This is a genomic window from Flavobacteriales bacterium (assembly GCA_020635855.1).
Classification (GTDB): domain Bacteria; phylum Bacteroidota; class Bacteroidia; order JACJYZ01; family JACJYZ01; genus JACJYZ01.
In genome coordinates this window covers 1,658,865-1,677,307 of sequence record JACJYZ010000002.1, presented here as the reverse complement: position 1 = coordinate 1,677,307, position 18,443 = coordinate 1,658,865, and the positions used below count along the sequence as shown (strand labels likewise).

At 48.5% G+C, this 18,443-nt stretch carries 10 protein-coding genes; 4 read left to right on the top strand and 6 right to left on the bottom strand.

Annotation, left to right across the window (positions count from 1 at the left end):
* Position 1: 1 nt before the first annotated feature.
* Positions 2-718, bottom strand: a complete 717-nt coding sequence (locus H6585_06875; GenBank protein ID MCB9448054.1) for a hypothetical protein — start codon at positions 716-718, stop codon at positions 2-4.
* 66 nt (positions 719-784) lie between these two features.
* Between H6585_06875 and fabG the strand changes: the two genes are divergently transcribed.
* The 3 genes from fabG (at position 785) to H6585_06860 (ending at position 5,867) form a co-directional block, all read left to right on the top strand.
* Entirely contained in the window at positions 785-1,531 is a 747-nt protein-coding gene (fabG, locus tag H6585_06870) for a 3-oxoacyl-[acyl-carrier-protein] reductase (GenBank protein ID MCB9448053.1), read from the top strand.
* A gap of 72 nt (positions 1,532-1,603) precedes the next feature.
* Complete coding sequence (locus H6585_06865; GenBank protein ID MCB9448052.1) at positions 1,604-3,742, top strand: hypothetical protein; 2,139 nt, start codon at positions 1,604-1,606, stop codon at positions 3,740-3,742.
* 124 nt (positions 3,743-3,866) lie between these two features.
* Positions 3,867-5,867: a thioredoxin domain-containing protein gene (locus H6585_06860; protein ID MCB9448051.1), complete on the top strand. Its 2,001-nt coding sequence runs from the start codon at positions 3,867-3,869 to the stop codon at positions 5,865-5,867.
* A 1,648-nt stretch (positions 5,868-7,515) separates the two neighbouring features.
* Here the strand turns inward: H6585_06860 and H6585_06855 are convergent.
* The 5 genes from H6585_06855 to H6585_06835 all read right to left on the bottom strand — a co-directional run bounded on the left by H6585_06855 (position 7,516) and on the right by H6585_06835 (position 14,953).
* On the bottom strand, positions 7,516-9,984 hold the full coding sequence (locus tag H6585_06855) for a carboxypeptidase-like regulatory domain-containing protein (GenBank protein ID MCB9448050.1): 2,469 nt from the start codon (positions 9,982-9,984) through the stop codon (positions 7,516-7,518).
* Between the two features lie 329 nt (positions 9,985-10,313).
* Positions 10,314-10,781 (bottom strand): DinB family protein, encoded by a 468-nt coding sequence (locus tag H6585_06850; GenBank protein ID MCB9448049.1) that lies wholly within the window; start codon positions 10,779-10,781, stop codon positions 10,314-10,316.
* A gap of 8 nt (positions 10,782-10,789) precedes the next feature.
* Positions 10,790-11,392, bottom strand: coding sequence for a GNAT family N-acetyltransferase (locus tag H6585_06845; protein MCB9448048.1), 603 nt, complete (start codon positions 11,390-11,392; stop codon positions 10,790-10,792).
* 180 nt (positions 11,393-11,572) lie between these two features.
* Positions 11,573-13,258, bottom strand: coding sequence for an SBBP repeat-containing protein (locus H6585_06840; GenBank protein ID MCB9448047.1), 1,686 nt, complete (start codon positions 13,256-13,258; stop codon positions 11,573-11,575).
* Positions 13,259-13,417: 159 nt separating this feature from the next.
* A complete protein-coding gene (locus H6585_06835; protein ID MCB9448046.1) occupies positions 13,418-14,953 on the bottom strand; it encodes a T9SS type A sorting domain-containing protein in 1,536 nt (511 codons plus the stop codon).
* 688 nt (positions 14,954-15,641) lie between these two features.
* Here H6585_06835 and H6585_06830 point away from each other — a divergent pair.
* Complete coding sequence (locus H6585_06830) at positions 15,642-18,050, top strand: TonB-dependent receptor (protein MCB9448045.1); 2,409 nt, start codon at positions 15,642-15,644, stop codon at positions 18,048-18,050.
* Positions 18,051-18,443: the final 393 nt, after the last annotated feature.

Below are 18,443 nucleotides of genomic sequence, written 5' to 3'. Positions count from 1 at the left end.
GCTACATCCGCAAAGATACCCCGAACAACAACCCCACCGTGATGCTGTTGGTGCGCTGGTACTTGGGGTACAGGGAACTGTCCGACAGGTCGGTGCCCAGTCCGTCTGTTCCCTTCATGTCAAACAAACCGGTACTGGCCCTCAATCCCAAAGTCATCAGCAGTGTGTTGTCGATGAGTTTGATGTCGGTGCCGAACCCCATCACCGGCGACAGGTTGGCCTTGGCCCAGTCGGCCGTGGTGATGCCATTGAAAGCTTCAAACCCCGGAAGGTCGTTTTCATGTTCGGCGGATTTCACGATGCTGTACTGGGCGCCCAGTTCGAAATACCCCAGCGACTTCGACAGCAAGCGGAGCATGATCGGCACTTCCCAGGTGTGCAAGGTATTTTGCGATTCGTACTTGATGCCGCCGGAGGTGGTGCCCGTGTATTTCTGAAGGTGTTTGTTGATATGGATCTCGCCGGTGATCTCTGTGAACTCGGCGAGGAAAAGTCCGCCCATGATGCCATACGAATTGCCGATGCTGACGGCATAGGATTGGGCGCTTCCCTTGTCGGAAACATTTTTGTTGATCAGCCAGGTGGAGTTGACCGTGGCCCTTAGTCCGGCCTCAACTGTTTGCGCCCGCGTACCTTGTGCAGCGAGGAGCATACACACGAAAAGTACCGCACGCCTAAGGCTGCGGTAACACGGTTGGGTGAAAATACGGTGTGACATTTTCTGTTATATTTGCGCCACTACGAAAGTACATACAAGCAAGGGTTAAAATCAACACCAATTAAAATGAAACTTCTGGAAGGTAAAGTGGTCCTGGTGACAGGCGGTTCAAGAGGAATCGGTAAAACCATCGCCGAAACATTCGCTGATCACGGAGCATTCGTAGCATTCACGTACCTGAGTTCACAGGAAAAGGCACACGCCCTGGAAAAGGAATTGGCTTTGCGCGGCGAAGGCGCCCGTGCCTATCATTCGGACGCAGCCGACTTCAGGGCGGCGGAGAAGCTGATCGACGACATCATAAAGGAATTCGGCACCATCCATGTGGTGGTGAACAATGCAGGCATCACCCGCGACGGGTTGCTGATGCGCATGTCGGAAGAGAACTGGGATGCAGTGATCAACACGAACCTGAAATCCGTATTCAACATCACCAAAGCGGTTCAGCGGCCGATGCTCAAGCAACGCTCCGGATCCATCATCAACATGAGTTCGGTTGTGGGCATTGAAGGCAACGGCGGACAAAGCAACTATGCGGCATCCAAGGCCGGTATCCACGGGTTTACCAAATCCGTTGCACAGGAACTCGGTTCACGCAACATCCGCTGCAACGCCATCGCACCCGGATTCATCGAAACTGAGATGACCAAAGAACTGGATCCGGCGGTGACCGAAGCATGGCTGGGTGACATCCCCATGAAACGGGGTGGCAGCACCAATGAAGTGGCGCAAGCTGCGCTGTTCCTGGCTTCCGACATGTCGTCGTACATCACCGGCCAGGTGCTGAGCGTATGTGGCGGCATGCACACCTAGATCGTTGCCAGCGATACCCGAATAAGCTGTACCTTTGAACGTACCGCGGCAGGAACGCCGGCTTATTTGTATTTGGATTTGACACTCGACCTGGTTACCGAATACCCGTTGTGGTTTGTGATCTTCTGCCTGCTGGCAGGTGCAACATACGCCGTGTTGCTGTATCGCCGCGACCGGCGTTTTTCCGAAGCTGCTTCCTGGTTACCCGCATTGCTGGGCGTGTTCCGGTTTCTGACCGTGAGCCTGCTGGCCTTCTTCCTGCTGGCGCCCATGCTGAAGTACACGACGTCTCATCCCGAGAAACCCATCGTGATCCTGGCGATGGACAATTCCTCATCCATCGTTCAAACCCGCGACTCCAACTATTACCGTCAACAATTTCTTCCTGCCTTTCAAAAGCTGGCGGAAGACCTGAAGGCCGACTATGACGTGGAGACCTTCCGCTTCGACGACGCCGTACAGGATGGACTGCAGGCGGATTTCAAGGGCGTGCAAACCGATTTTTCAGCCCTGCTGAACGACCTCGAAGACCGGTACGCCTACCGCAACGTGGGCGCCGTGATCCTGGCCAGCGACGGCCTCATCAACAAAGGCCTCAACCCGCTTTACGCCAATGGCGGCCTGCATGCCCCCATGTACACCGTGGCGCTGGGAGATACCAGCGTGCAGAAAGATCTGCTGGTGCAGAATGTGAACTACAACCGGCTAGCCTTCCTGAACAACGAATACCCGCTGGAGATCGTGGTGGCGGCCACCGAATGCAAGGGAGAGAACCCCGTACTAACCGTGGAGGAAGACGGGAAGGCGTTGTTTACGCGCGGACTCACATTCACCGAAGACCAGCAGGTGGCCACCATGTCATTCAACCTCACCGCAAAAAAACTGGGCATGAACCACCTCCGGGTGCGACTGTCCCGGCTGGAAGGAGAAGTAACGTACGTCAACAATACATCCGATGTTTTTGTAGATGTGATCGACAGCCGCCAGCGCATCTTCATCGTGGCGCATGCACCGCACCCCGATGTAGCGGCGCTCAAAACAGCCCTTGCCAAGAACTCGCAGTACGAAGTCACCTCGGCACTGATCAACGATGTGTCTGTGGCCGGAGGTCAGGTGAAGATCGGCAATGAAGCAGTCGACAAGGCGAGCCTGGTGATCCTACACGACCTGCCCATCCACGACGCCACCTTATCCACCTTCAACGGTTTGATGAACAAGTTGAATGAACGCAACATCCCGCGTTGGCTGATCATATCCGACCGCGTAGACCTGCCCGCCTTCAACGAACTCAATACCGGCATCGCCATTACCGGCAACATGCGGGGCAATGCCAACGATGTGGGCGCAGAAGTGAACCCCGCCTTTTCCTTGTTCACCATTGATGAAGGGTGCGCCGCTTTCCTGAAAAAGGTACCGCCCCTGCAGGCGCCGTTCGGTGAATACCAAACCCGACAGCAGGTATACACGCTCATGAAGCAGAAGATCGCCAGCGTGTCCACCGAGTCGCCGTTGCTGTATTTCATGGAAGACGGCGAGCGGAAATGGGGCGTGCTCACCGGCATCGGCATCTGGCGGTGGAAGCTGCGGGAATTCGCCGCCACCAACAGCTACAAGTATTTTGAAGAATGGGTAGGGAAGAGTGCACAGTTCCTCGCAGTGAAAGCCGATCGCAGCTTGTTCCGCATCACCTCCCACCAAAGGTTCGGCGAAAACGAAACCGTTGAACTGGATGCAGAACTCTACAACGAATCCTACGAGCTGGTGAACGACCCCGACGTGAGCCTGGAGATCACCAGCGAAGACGGAAAGAAATACAACTACATCTTCTCGCGCACATCACGGGCCTATCACCTGAACGCCGGTGTGCTGCCGCCTGCCAGGTATACCTATGTGGGCACCGTGAACCATGGCGGCAAGGTGCATACGGCCAGGGGCGAGTTCCTGATCACAGCGCTGCAGGCCGAAGCGTTGCGCACCCAGGCCGACCACAGCCTGCTGCATGCCATGGCCGGCGAAAGCGGCGGACAGCTCATCTACCCGGCCGACCTGAACCGCATCCCCGAACTGCTGAAAGCCCGCGGCGACATCGCCTCCATCCTCATCAGCGAAAAGAAACTCCACGAACTCATCACGCAACCCTGGCTGATGGGCATCCTGATCCTCCTGCTGGCGGTGGAGTGGTTTTTGAGGAAACGGAATGGGGTGTACTAATTAGAAATTAGAAATCAGAAATTAGGGATTAGGAATTGAACCACATAGACTATGTGAATGCCTATTGTGACCTATGTGCCTATGTGGCAAAAACATTTATCACAACCTATCACTTCAACCATCCATGGTGACCAACAAAACATCCACCCATACCAATGCCCTGATCGCGGAAAGCAGTCCGTACCTGCTGCAGCACGCCCACAATCCCGTAAACTGGTTCCCATGGAGTGATGCCTCCCTCGGCAAGGCCAAAGAAGAAAACAAGCTCATCATCGTCAGCATCGGTTATGCCGCGTGCCACTGGTGCCACGTGATGGAGCATGAGTCGTTCGAAGACACGGATGTGGCGGACGTGATGAACCTGCACTACGTCTCCATCAAAGTGGACCGTGAAGAGCGGCCCGACATCGACCAGGTGTACATGGATGCCATCCACCTCATGGGACAACAAGGCGGATGGCCACTCAACATCGTGGCGCTGCCCGACGGCCGGCCCGTGTTCGGCGGTACCTATTTCCGAAAAGGCGACTGGCTGCGGGTGCTGGAGTTCTTCGCCAAGCTGTATGCCGACAAGCCGCATGAGATGGTCACGCGCGCCGGTGAGATCACAGCCGGACTTCAACCCAGGCCGGTCGGTGACCTGCCGCAAACCGGACCGGTTCAGTTGGATGACCTGCACGATGCGGTTCAGTCCTGGCTGCACCACATTGATTTTGAACGGGGAGGCAGTTCCGGCGCACCCAAGTTTCCCATGCCGAACGGATACCGTTTCCTCCTGCATTACCACCACCTGACCGGCCACGAGATGGCGCTGGAGGCCGTGCACGTCACCCTCGACCACATGGCCATGGGCGGCATCTACGACCAGGTGGGAGGCGGCTTTGCCCGATACAGCACCGATGCCGAATGGTTCGCCCCGCATTTTGAAAAGATGCTGTACGACAATGCCCAGCTGGTAAGCCTGTACGCCGAAGCCTGGCAGGTGACCGGAAACGAACGCTACAAACAGGTGGTGGAAGAAACGCTGGCTTTCGTTGAAAGGGAACTGGACCAGGAGGAAGGCGGGTTCTTTTCATCCCTGGATGCCGACAGCGAAGGACATGAAGGACGGTTTTACGTATGGACGGCAGACGCATTCAAAGCGGCGCTCGGAGAAGAAGCCGATGCCGCCATGCAGGTATTTCATGTGCGCGACACCGGCAACTGGGAAGACAATCACAACATCCTCTACCTCGAAGAGCTGATGCCCGTGTCCACCGAACAGATGCAAAAGTGGAAAGAGAAACTGCTGCAGGCACGCAGCACATGCGAGCGACCCGGCCTGGACGACAAGGTGCTGGCATCCTGGAACGCACTGATGATAAACGGATTTCTGGATGCATATCAAGCGTTGGGTGAAGAGCGGTACTTAAACCGTGGCTTGAAGTGCGCACGTTTCATCCGTACCCAAATGATGCAGGACGGAAAGCTGTTCCGGAACTACAAAAACGGCAAGGCCACCATTCCCGGTTTCCTGGACGATTACGCCCTGGTGATCGAGGCGTGGCTGAACCTGTTCCAGGTCACGGGTGATGCCACCTGGCTGGAAGAAGCGGACCTGCTCACCGGACATGTGGAGCGTTCTTTTGCGGATGACAGCAGTCCGATGTTTTTCTATACCTCCGCAGAAGACACACCGCTGATCACCCGCAGCAGGGAGATTTCAGACAACGTGATCCCCGCATCCAATTCGGTGATGGCGCGGAACCTGTATGTGATCGGTCAGCTCACCGAAAACCAGCAGCGGGTGGACCGTTCCGCCGCCATGCTGGAAAGCGTGAAGCCGATGGTGCTCAAGCATCCCATCTACCATAGCAACTGGGCCATCCTGATGGCGTGGCTGGCAGCAGGAACATCCGAGGTGGTTGCGACCGGACCGGAAGCTGTTGCCCGCATCCGCGCCATGATGCGCACCTATCACCCCGATGTGTTATATGCCGGAGCGACATCCGAAAGCAACCTGCCCATCTTCCAGAACCGGTTTGTGAAGCAGGAAACGTGGATGTATGTGTGTCGGAACAGGGTGTGCGGGTTGCCGGTGAGAACGGTGGAGGAAGCGGAAAATGAATTAGGAATTAGAAATTAGGAATTAGGGATTTAGATCGTCGGTTTATCTGTGCTATGTGCCAGTATAGTTAAGCATTTGTTCATCTAAACCAACGATTTGGTTGGCTGATTGCTCCATCGGAGCAACACATTGGTAGCAAGCAATTCGATGGTGGATTTCAGCGTGCCATAGGTACGCTACGTTTAATTAATAATTAGAAATTAGGAATTAGAAATTAGAAATGTAGATCGTCGGTTTATCTGGGCTATGTGCCTATATGGTTCAAAGCTTTTGCCTGGACATTCGCGCCTGCTCCTCCATAGACAAATGCCAACCTCCGCACGCTTGCCCATTCGTCATTCGTAATCCGTCACTCGTAATTATTCAATAAAACCACATAGGCATGGAGGCCACAATAGGCATTCACATAGGCTGTTTATGTGTGCTATGTGCCTATGTGGTTCAGGACTTTTACACATATACGGTGTCTCATATCTTCCGGCAGTATAAGCGAAAAGCCCGACGGAGGGGGAATTAGAAATTAGAAATTAGAAATGCTCATCGTCGGTTTATCTGTGCTATGTGCCTATACAGTTCAAAGCTTTTGCCTGGACATTCGCGCCTGCTCCTCCATAGACAAATGCCAACCTCCGCACGTTTGCCCATTCGTCATTCGTAATCCGTCACTCGTAATTATTCAATAAAACCACATAGGCATGGAGGCCACAATAGGCATTCACATAGGCTGTTTATGTGTGCTATGTGCCTATGTGGTTCAAAGCTTTTGCCTGGACATTCGCGCCTGCTCCTCCATAGACAAATGCCAACCTCCGCACGTTTGCCCATTCGTCATTCGTAATCCGTCACTCGTAATTATTCAATAAAACCACATAGGCATGGAGGCCACAATAGGCATTCACATAGGCTGTTTATGTGTGCTATGTGCCTATGTGGTTCAGGACTTTTACACATATACGGTGTCTCATATCTTCCGGCAGTATAAGCGAAAAGCCCGACGGAGGGGGAATTAGAAATTAGAAATTAGAAATGCTCATCGTCGGTTTATCTGTGCTATGTGCCTATACAGTTCAAAGCTTTTGCCTGGACATTCGCGCCTGCTCCTCCATAGACAAATGCCAACCTCCGCACGTTTGCCCATTCGTCATTCGTAATCCGTCACTCGTAATTATTCAATAAAACCACATAGGCATGGAGGCCACAATAGGCATTCACATAGGCTGTTTATGTGTGCTATGTGCCTATGTGGTTCAAAGCTTTTGCCTGGACATTCGCGCCTGCTCCTCCATAGACAAATGCCAACCTCCGCACGTTTGCCCATTCGTCATTCGTAATCCGTCACTCGTAATTATTCAATAAAACCGCATAGGCATGGAGGCCACAATAGGCATTCACATAGGCTGTTTATGTGTGCTATGTGCCTATGTGGTTCAGGACTTTTACACATATACGGTGTCTCATATCTTCCGGCAGTATAAGCGAAAAGCCCGACGGAGGGGGAATTAGAAATTAGAAATTAGAAATGCTCATCGTCGGTTTATCTGTGCTATGTGCCTATACAGTTCAAAGCTTTTGCCTGGACATTCGCGCCTGCTCCTCCATAGACAAATGCCAACCTCCGCACGTTTGCCCAATTCCTAATTCCTAATTTCTAATTCCTAATTTATTTTCAGTAGCTCCAACTGTTCGTAAACGAATTAAAGAAGTCAATCCCGAACTTGAAGTTGCCTTCCATGCGTGAGTGGTTGCTGTCGGCCGCCACGTAGTAGGCACCGATCTTCATTAGCTGGCGCCAGAGCACGAACTCCTTTTCCAGTCCGACATACGCCTCGGCATGGCGGAACGGTTCGCGGTCGAGGGTGGATACATCGTCGATGAAAAGGATGCTGGCGCCGCCGACGGATTTCATCCTGAGCTTTTTCACCAGCGGCACCTTGTTCATCAGGGCGCCGTTGAAGTGGTGGATGTAGTGCGCCTGCAGGAACGACTGACGCGTGGCCAGCGTGGGGCCCAGCAGCTGGAAGGACTTGATCGGGTTGCTGTAGAAGAAGTAATCCGAGCCGCGGAAGAACTTCTGGTCCACCAGGCGGATGTCTTCGCTGCGCAAAAACTTACCGGCGTAGATCGCCACCTTGGATTCGCCCAGCGTACCGATCTTCATCTTGTCTTCCACCGACAGTTGCAGGAAGTCGTAGTCGACATCGCTGTTGAAGATGCCGTTTACGCCTTTCTTGTAGTGCAGGGTGAAGGTCGGGTATTTGGATCCCACGATGATCTTCCGGTAGGGCTCGGTGTAGAATTCCTGTTGGGGGGTGAAGCTCAGCTCCACATCCAGCAGCAGTTCGTTGTAGGCTTCGAAGTTCTGGGGTGAGTTCAGGCTGTCGCCGAACAGCTCCTGCGACCATTGCGACAGCACCAGGTCGGTGATGGGGCGGCGGGCCGCATACTCGGTGGCCACATCCAGGAAGAGGCCGTTCACCAGTTCCATCTCGTGGCCCACACCGCCGAAGCGTTTGTGCACATAGTTGCTGCGGCTGAACGTGGCGGCCAGCGATTCATACCCGTTGATCATTGAATAGGTATCACCGCCCTTGACATAAAACTTGCCGAAGCGTTTCGGGTGGTAGAGGTAGTTCACCCGGGCATAGCCTTTCACCACGCGGTTCACGAAGCCGTAGTCCACCTCGCCCGTGGTTACCAGCTTGGTGGCCTTGCTCCATTCTTTGGTGAAGGTGCCGCCGAGGGCATGGTGGTAGCCACCCACGCTGAACGGTCGCACCGACTGCATCAGGGAATAGATGAAATAGGAGGTACCCTTGTCGCGGTAGTACAGTCCGACGCCGTTCGCCACCACATCCCAGAAGGTGATGCGGTTGCGGATGCTGTCTTGCTCCCGGAGGTAGGGCACGCTGTTGTGGTAGGTGCGGATGCTGTCCTGCGTATGAATGTATACCTTCTCTTCCGGCTTGAGGGTCACGGGGCGGAGGTCGTTCCAGTAGGTGGTGTCCTTGTCGTAGGCGGTGTCTTCGATGCGCCGCAGCTCGTTGTCGAAAAAGCGGGGCGGGAATTCGGGACGGAGGTTGTATTGCGAATACACCACCACGGTGTTGCCGATGAGGCGCATGCGTCCGTTGCGGGCGTCGTAGAAAAACGACTGGCGGCCGATCACCCAGGTGGAGTCGGGTGTTTGTTCATAGTTCTGGATGATGCGGAAGTTGCGGTAGAAGTGGGTGCTGGCGCCGGGCAGGGTGAGGTCCACGGCCTTCAGGGCCCAGCTGTTCTCCTCGATGTAGAGGTAGCCGGAGAAGAGGGCGCCTTCCGAATTGCGGGGCACCACTTTGATCTTGTTGATCTGTTTGCCGTCTTCGAAGAACGACTCCTCGAAGTAGTACTTGTAGGATACGGGCGCCATGGCGGCGATGGGGGAGATGTAGGGCTTGTCGCCCAGCCTGGGGATGTTCAGCAAGTTCTGGTAGAAGTTGAAGTTGCCGTCGGAAACAGATGTATAGAACAGGTAGGGGTTGTGCTCCATGTAATTGTCGGGACCGCGGCGGTCGTCGGTGCTCACGTGCACCTGCACGGTGGCGATTTTCTTGTCGGCCAGGTCGCGGTAAGCGGTTTTGATTTCTTTTACCTGTCCGCCCGGGCCCACGTTGGTTTGTCCGTACGACTCAATGAAGTTAAGGCGCTCCCGTTTGACGAGGCCGGGGATGAGGCTGTCGCGCATGTCGGCGTATTCTTTCTCGAGGGAAGCCTTGATGTAGGTGTCGCAGGTGTAGGCGGTGTAGGCATCCAGGTAGGACTTCCGTTTGTCGATCGCCTTGCGGATGATCTCCATGGCGATGTCACGCTTGTCTTCGGTAACGGTCACCTCGCCGAGGTTCACCGGAGCCGCTTCCAGCACCACGTTCAGCGACAGGTCATGGTCGGGCATGGTCACCTCCCTTACCACCGTGGCAAAGCCCACCGCCTGGAACACGACACGGTACGTGCCCGGCTGCAGCTCCAGGTAGTACCAGCCCCTGGCGTTGGATGCCACGCCATAGGTGGTGTTCTCCAAATAAATACTTGCAAAAGGCACGGGAAATCCGCGCTCGTCCTTCACCTCACCCGACAGCTGGTGGGCGCCCGCGTTCATACACGCGAGCAGCAAACAAACAAAAAGGTACACCCGGACGAGAACCATTGAAAATCAAAGACGGTTGAAGGGGGTGAAAGTTACAAAAAGGTGGGAAAGCTATCTGAGGCTAATCTTCTTTCTTAAACCAGTCTGTTGTTTCAGGCGGCGGCGGAACTGTCTGTCTTTGGCGCATTATTGCTAACGGTCTAGGCTATGCGTAGTGCGGGATTTCAAGGTACTTCACTTTAGGTTTGGCACGGACGGTAGCCAAAGCTCCGACCTTTCGGCTGGCACTTTCACCCGCATTACGTATAGCCATTGTTAGCAGCATACCTTTTTTATTTAAGTCAAACTTCTTCAATTGCAGTTAAAATATAGTCTGTCGGTGGTGGTGTCAAACCTTGCTGACTGATTAGTTTGTTTATTTGTGCTCTGTGATGAATTGAATGATAATTTAATTGAAGAATAATGTCTTTCAATTTTACTTTCATTTCTTTTTTGTCGGTCACGCGAACAAATACAATGTTATTATTCAAATCTGATTCACTTGCTGATTGCAGTGTGTCAGCCCATTTTTGAAAACTTTCCAACCAATTTTTCTCAATACTCTCTATGGGAAATATTTGTCCAAACCAATGGTAAGAATTATCGTCTGTTTGTCGTGTAACTCTATTCAGCCATTTATCTTGTGAGGTAATGAGATGACTAAACAACTTTATTGCATCTTCTTTGTCTGGAAGTTGTTTTATAATTTCAAGCAATTTGCGATTTGCCCAATCGTTATAGTTAAAGAGTTTGATTAAATATTCTTTCATTTTTTAGGTTAATTGTCAATGTAATAACGAACCATGGGACGATTTTTTGATGTACGGTCAACGATTTCAAACCCTGCTCTTTCAAATGACCTGTACAAACCTATCCACGCAAAAGCGTCAGGAAGTTTTTCTTGTGTAGGGATTGTTGGGTAGGCTTCAATAATTTTAATTCCTTGTGTTTTTGCGTATTTGATAAGTCCTTTTAAAAGCTCAACAGAAACGCCTTGTCGTCTGAAATCTTTTGCGATAAAAGTACAGGGAACTGACCATACTTGTTTTTTGTCTATAGGCTTATGAACTCTTGATTTTTGCAATTTAGGAAAGTCTTCTCTTGGTGCAAATGCACACCACGCAATGGGTATTCCTTCATAAAAACCAAGAAGTCCCGTTGGTTGGTTGTCCGTAACAAGTCGTTTCATTGCGTTTTTATTTCCGTCATTTGATTTTCCTTCTTCAAAGTTAGATTTGTTTAGTCGAAACGACATACACCAACAATTTCCGCAAGCACCTTTTACTCCAAAAAGTTCTACAAACTTATTCCAATTGCTATTTGTCAATGGCTCGAATTTCAGTGCTGATAAGAAATCTGTATCAATGTTCTGTTTCGTCATTTTAACTGCTCTTAATTCTCCTGTTTGACTGTCCTTTTAGGTTGCTGCTAACGGTTTGCGTATATGTGAATTAGCGGATTAGAAATATTTACCTGTCTGGTTAGCACAAAGTTTCATAGACGCGCAGACCTTTGATATACCACTTCATCCGCTATTTCACATATACGCTGTTAGCGAACGTTATTCTTTTATCAACTTCAATACATTCTGTCCTTGCGGTGTTTTTACATTCAAGAAGTAAATTCCTGCGCTTCCCTCAATTTCCATTTTTTCATTTGTAGTTACATCCAGTTGTTTGGTAAAAACTACTTTTCCTTGAAAATCGGTAAGGGTAATTTCCACATTATTAAACGCTTTCTCAAAAAATAGTTGCACCAATCCCTTGCTGGGGTTAGGGAAAGCTCTTATTTGAATTCCTGCACCTATGTCTAATATTCCGCTTACTCCTTGACTCAGTTTTTGCACAAAAACATCATAATTTCCTGCCGAGGTAAGGTTTGCCGTTCCTACTCCCGGATCGAAATCTACTGTTCCCGCGAAATGTCCTGTAGTATAGACATTTCCTGATGCATCCACAGTGATGGCATTTCCTGCATCAATTGAATTTCCCCCAAAAGATTTTGCCCAAACAAAATTACCGGAAGCGTTAATTTTTTGAATAAAAACATCCCAAGGTCCTGCCGAAGTGAGGTTAGCTGTTCCCGATCCCGGATCGAAATCTGCTGTTCCTAGGAAGCTTCCTGTGGTATAGACATTTCCTGATGCATCCACAGTGACGGAATATCCTTGATCTGAAGAGCTTGCCCCGAAAGATATTGCCCAATCATAAGTACCTGATGCGTTTAGTTTTTGCACAAAAACATCCAATGACCCTGACGAAGTTCTGGTGGCTGATCCTGCTCCCGGGTCGAAATCTACTGTTCCTTCGAAACTTCCTGTGGTATGGACATTTCCTGAATCATCCACGGTGATGGAAAATCCTTGATCATTTAAGCTGCCCCCAAATGATTTTGTCCAGACGAAATTACCAGTAGAGTTTAGTTTTTGCACATAAACATCCAAAGACCCTTCCGAGGTAAGGTTGGTTGTTCCTGCTCCCGGGTCGAAATCTACCGTTCCATCAAAGCCTCCAGTTGTATATACATTGCTTGACGCATCCACGCAGATTGAATTTCCACGATCAGAATTGCTATCTCCAAAAGATCTTGCCCAAACAAAATTACCGGAAGTGTCTAGTTTTTGTACGAAAATATCTTCATTTCCTGCCGAAGAATGGTTGGCTGTTCCTGCTCCCGGATCGAAATCTGCTGTGCCTTGGAAGTAACCTGTCGTATAGACATTTCCTGCTGCATCCACGGCAATGGAAAGTCCATAATCAGCTAAGCTACCCCCGAATGATTTCGCCCATAAAAAATTACCGGAAGCATCCAATTTCTGAATAAAAATATCTTCATTCCCGGCTGAAGTAATGTTAGCTGTTCCTGCTCCCGGATCGAAATCTGCTGTTCCTTGAAAGTATCCTGTAGTATATACATTCCCCGATGCATCCACGGTGATGGACCTGCCGATATCATCTAAACTTCCACCAAAGGATCTTGCCCAGATAAAATTACCGGAAGCATCCAATTTCTGAACCCAAATATCACGACCTCCTGACGAAGTACGATTGGCTGTTCCTGCTCCTGGATCGAAATCTGCTGTTCCTTGAAAGTATCCTGTGGTATAGACATTCCCTGATGCATCCAAGGCAATGGAAAGCCCATAATCAGCTAGGCTACTCCCGAATGATTTTGCCCATTCAAAGGTTTGGGCATTAACACCAATGCTAACCAGTAGGGTACAAAATGCAAATAGTGTTCTGTTCATGCTATGTTTTATTTTAAATGTTTGCTAACGTTGAGTATAAGAGCAGTAGCGGATTTCAAGGCGATTCCCTGTCCGCTACCACAAAAGTTTATTAAATGCACTACTTTCAATTTCAGTACTTCACCCGCTATTGCTCTTATACAATGTTAGCGGCTGCACTTATTTTTCAATTATTAATTTACGTGTTAAATAGCCAGTCCCTGTTTCAATTTTTATTAAGTACAAACCATTTTGTAGGTCTGGCAGATGTACTTGATTGGAATTACTTTTTCGCAAAATTATTTTCCCTGTCATATCAATTATTGAAATCGCTTTTATGGATTCAGAAGTTTCAATGTTAATGGTATTTTGTGCAGGATTTGGGTATATAAAAATTTTCGGAGTAAATGTGTTCTCATCAATTCCTGTTGTTAAACAAATATTGTCAATTGCTTCACTTGTATAAATACCAATAGGCGAAAGATTAAATTGAAACATATTTTGGTAACCAGTCTGCGCTCCAAGATTTAGAATTTGTCCAGACGGCATTGAAAAGTGAGTTAGAAAATCATATGTTAACTGTCCAAACATTACATTTGGCCAATGAAATTGTACTAACTCTATTTTGGATTGTTGTGATAAATTTACCATTGCCTTAACGAAAAGAGTATCAATTGAAACCCAATAATCGAATACGTCTCTCGAGTAAATCAGTTGACTGGTTGCCACAGGTTGATTGATGTTGGTCATCTCACTATTTGTTGCTTTATAACACCATGACTCCCCAATCACCAGTTTTTTATTGTTAGCATCTGCTACGGAATCTATTTTAAAAGCAATATCATTTATATAATTGAAGTGAGGCGGATATATGTGATAATCAATGTAGTCAACATTTGTTAGCGTAGCAATTTTTTCAAAAAAGTTATAATCGTCCCATGTTCCGGCACCGGCACCGAGCAATGTCGCACCGGTATTTAGATTTGTGATAAAATAATTGACAAGCGAAATGGTGCTGTCAACACTATAGTCAATTAGATTATATAGATTGTATTCTTGTGTCTGTGGCTCCATTTCCAATGTCAGGTAGTCAGGTTGCAAGGAGTCTATAATGGTCTGCATCATTTGTAATTTTTCCAGTTTAAATCGGGCGATTTCGAGAGAATCATTCGTGAAAATATTATTGTCTGGATTGAAGTAGTGTTTTTCAATATCGCTGGTCAGTTTTGGTTCTCCAAAAACAGAATCAACGAAAGCTGCTTGACAACCTATAATTAATTTGAATCCTTTTTGTTTTATTTTTTGACAAACAGTCACATAAAAATCTAGGTAGTATTGTGAGTTTGTAAAGGAGTCAACTAGCATTGGATATTGGAGTGTCACATCAACAGCTTTATATCCTAAAGTGTCAAATGCCATTAACATAGTGTCAATTTTGGCATAAAGTGCATTTTGATAAACGGGTATAGGATAAGGGAAAGCAGTATCAGGTGTAAATAACGCGTAACCTCTATTGCTGTTTGCAAGCATTAAATTTCCTGCAAAGTCTGTACAATAGAGGTGGTTGTCCCAACGGTTCAGAATTTCGTTGTTTATCTGATTGAGTTTAAATGTTAGTTCAACTTTTGCCGTGTCCCATTGTGGTGGCACTTGTGCTTTAACTTGCGAAGAACATAGTAGGAAAACAATTCCGAAGAAAGTAATAATCTGCTTCATATGTCTTGATTTAATGATTTGTCATTTGACTACAAATAATGCTTAAGGTTTAATATGTGTTGCCGCTAACTCCGGCTATTAAACCAAAAGGTGTCTTTATCCCCTCTTTCCAACCCCACAAATCACACTCAAAGGATAGTTTAAAACACCTCACACGGCTCCCTCAAAACCCCTGGCAATGAGTCTTTGTAATCTCTACATTTCCAAAATCCCCACCACTTCCTCACTCCCGGCGGCATCACTGTTGGAGGTGGAAATGTAGATGATATTTTAATTCGAGTCAAGATTAAGTTTGTAGTTTCTAGTTTGTTGTTTGCTTGCCCGTCCGTAGCTGAGCGAAGGCGGGTGGTTGGGTGCGTCGTGGGGTTTAGCTCAAAGGCGCTGAGATGAGCAGTGTACATTCAGTGATGTGTCTTCGTATATCCCTTGATGTTAAATAACTACAAACCAGAAACCAGAAACCAGAAACCACAAACTTTTCATCCGGTAGATAGGTCGTGGAATGTAAGTCTCCCTCCTTCGCTAAAGCTATGACGGGCAGGCAAAGAGAAGAACATTAGCGCTGGCTTGGTATCTTTGATGTGTTCAACCACTTTTGGCAATATACTTTTCCCGGGGTATTTATGTTTGCATGCAAAGGAAAAGGAAGATTCGATATGTTTTGAATAATATGGTCGACACACATACCATGAGGAAAACGAGAAACAGGATGCATGCGTTCACCCGAAGTCTGTTGCTTTTGGTATTGTTCTTTGTCACGGCAAAGGCATACGGACAGGGAGCAACCATTCAGGGAAAGGTGGTTGATGAAAAGGGCCAACCGGTTGACTACGGGAATGTATTGGCGCTGCGAATCGGCGATTCGGTTATGGTCAAAGGAACCTATATTATGAATGGTCGTTTCGAATTGTCAGGCATAGATGAGATGCCTGTTATTTTGCTGTTCACCACCTTCGCTTACGAACAACAGTATTATAACCAGCCATTGCAAGCGGATAAAAACGGTGTGGTGGATATCGGTACCGTAACGCTAACCACGAGGTTGTTGAAAACCGTTGAAATCACTGGCAACATCCCTTTGTATGTGAAGGAAATTGATAAGTTGGTTGTAAATGTTGACGGGACCATTCTGAGTGAAAAAGGAACCGCGCTTGATGTGTTGAAAAGCAGTCCGAATGTAATCGTGAAATCAGATGGACAGGTAGTTGTTCCGGGCAAGGGAACAGCCATTGTTTATGTTGACGGACAGCGCGTGGCCACCACGGATATATTGAATGCCATAGGGTCAAGGGATGTGAAGAAAATAAACATCATAGAAAACCCGGGCCCGAAGTATGATGCCCAGGGAAATGCTGTGATAGAAATCATAACAAAAAAATCAGAACTGGAAGGCTACCAGGGAAGTGTGTACGCACTGGTCAACAGAAAAACATTCTGGTCTACCCAGGTGGGCGGGAATATTAATTACAAAAACAAAAAATGGTCGCTGTTTTACGGGATGGGAAATGCGAATGGCACATATCGAACCGAGGATACATACTATCGCAAGATTGCCCAACCCTCTGTGGTGGAAATGGACAATAGGATTGTCACGGATGTGTCCCATGATCTGGAACTGGCCAACCTATTGAAGGCGGAGTACAGGATCGACACTTTGAACACCTTGTTTTTTAACTATTACGGCGTGGTGAACGATTGGTCATCAACGTCTACGAACATCAACAACATTTACGAAAATGGTTTGTTTTCCGGCGACATCAGCAGTCATTCCACAGGCCAGCCCGCCTCTTCAGGGCATTCGTTTACAGGTGGGTATTCGCTTATGCTGGACACATTGGAAAGCGAATTGAAATTCACCGGACAATACACATTTCACGACATCCGGAATGTAGATGTGATTGATCAGCAAATTGATTTCGGAACACCTGCCAATGGTTTGCTGCAAAGCAGAAGCACCAACAGATACAACATCCTGTCCGGGCAAATGGATTTTGGCAATGCATTGAACAAAAACCACAAACTGGATGTGGGGTGCAAGGCGGGCATTGTTTCCAATGAAAGTGGAATTGATTTTCAGGAAAAACAGCATGGAACCTGGGTGGTGGATTCGGTCTTGCTGAACAGCTATGCGTACGAAGAAAAAACTTTGGCACTGTTCGGACAGCTGTCCGGTGTTGTAAAAAAGTGGCAATATATGCTGGGCGCCCGGTCTGAGTGGACAGTGAGCAACGGTCGGTCGGAGGTAATGAAAAAAACGGTGGTGGATACAGGCTATATCCATTTGTTCCCGAATGCCAGGTTAGGTTATCAATTGTCGGAGGATCTGTTGATCAGTCTCACATACCTGAGCAGAATCAACAGGCCTGCATTCAAAGACCTGGATCCGTTTGTGAATTATATTGACACCCTCTCGTCTTTTCGGGGAAATCCCGGGTTGAAACCCTCTGTTTCCAAGCAGTCTGAACTGAGTGTAGATTATGCCGGAATCGCCACATTCAGCCTGGGGTACACCCGGTCAGAAGACCCCATGTACCTTACGGTGGAGAAATTGCCGACGGAAAATTCATTTGCTGCTGTGGTGAGGAACCTGAAGGCAAGTGAAACATATTCCGTTGGAACCATTTTGTCATTTGAAATAGGGAAGTGGTCCACCTATAATTCATTTACCTATGCTAAAAATTCGTTCGTTTACAATGAGGGTGTTTCGATTGTGGAAAACACCAGGCCGATGTTGTTTCTAAGTCTGTATAATGAGTTCAATGTATTTAAAGACGCGTCCTTGGAACTCACCTATGAATATGTGTCGCCCGGGGCCGATGGACTTTTCGTGCTCAGGCCTTACCAAAGCCTGGGTGCCGGTATTTCCGCAAAGTTTTTCAAGCGTAAGCTGGTGGCTAAGTTTACTGGCTTTGATCTCACCTACCGGGAAATCGAATCAGGAACCACCCAACTGAATGATTTCTATGTGGATTATTCATCCAAAACCGATACGAGAACATGGAGGTGCATGCTCACCTGGAACTTCGGTAAATTGAAGGACACGAAAATCAAGGACGAAACCCTGGAAGGGGATTTTGACCGGATAAAAAAGAATTAAATAAAATTCATAACACGGGGCAAGCAAGTCTCCCACCTGCGCTAAAGCTACGGCGGGCAAAGAAGTCTCAAGTCTCAAGTCGCGAGTCTCAAGTTGGCATCTGACAAAGGAATGTGCACTGGGCTATGTAGTTTGTAGTTTCTAGTTTGTGGTTTGTAGTTGGGGCGTCGTTTCGTTTGAACATAGAGGCGCTGGGATGTGCAGTGCACATTCCGCGATGTGTCTTCGTATATCCCTTGATGTTAAATAACTACAAACCAGAAACCGCAAACTTTTCAGCCGGGTTGTTTCAACTCATCGCAGGACGTTGTGGGGTAGCGGATGCTACAGAATAGAAAGACGAAGGTGTTAGCTTCGCCTAACGGCACAGGGGCTTTGAAGCCATGGAGAACG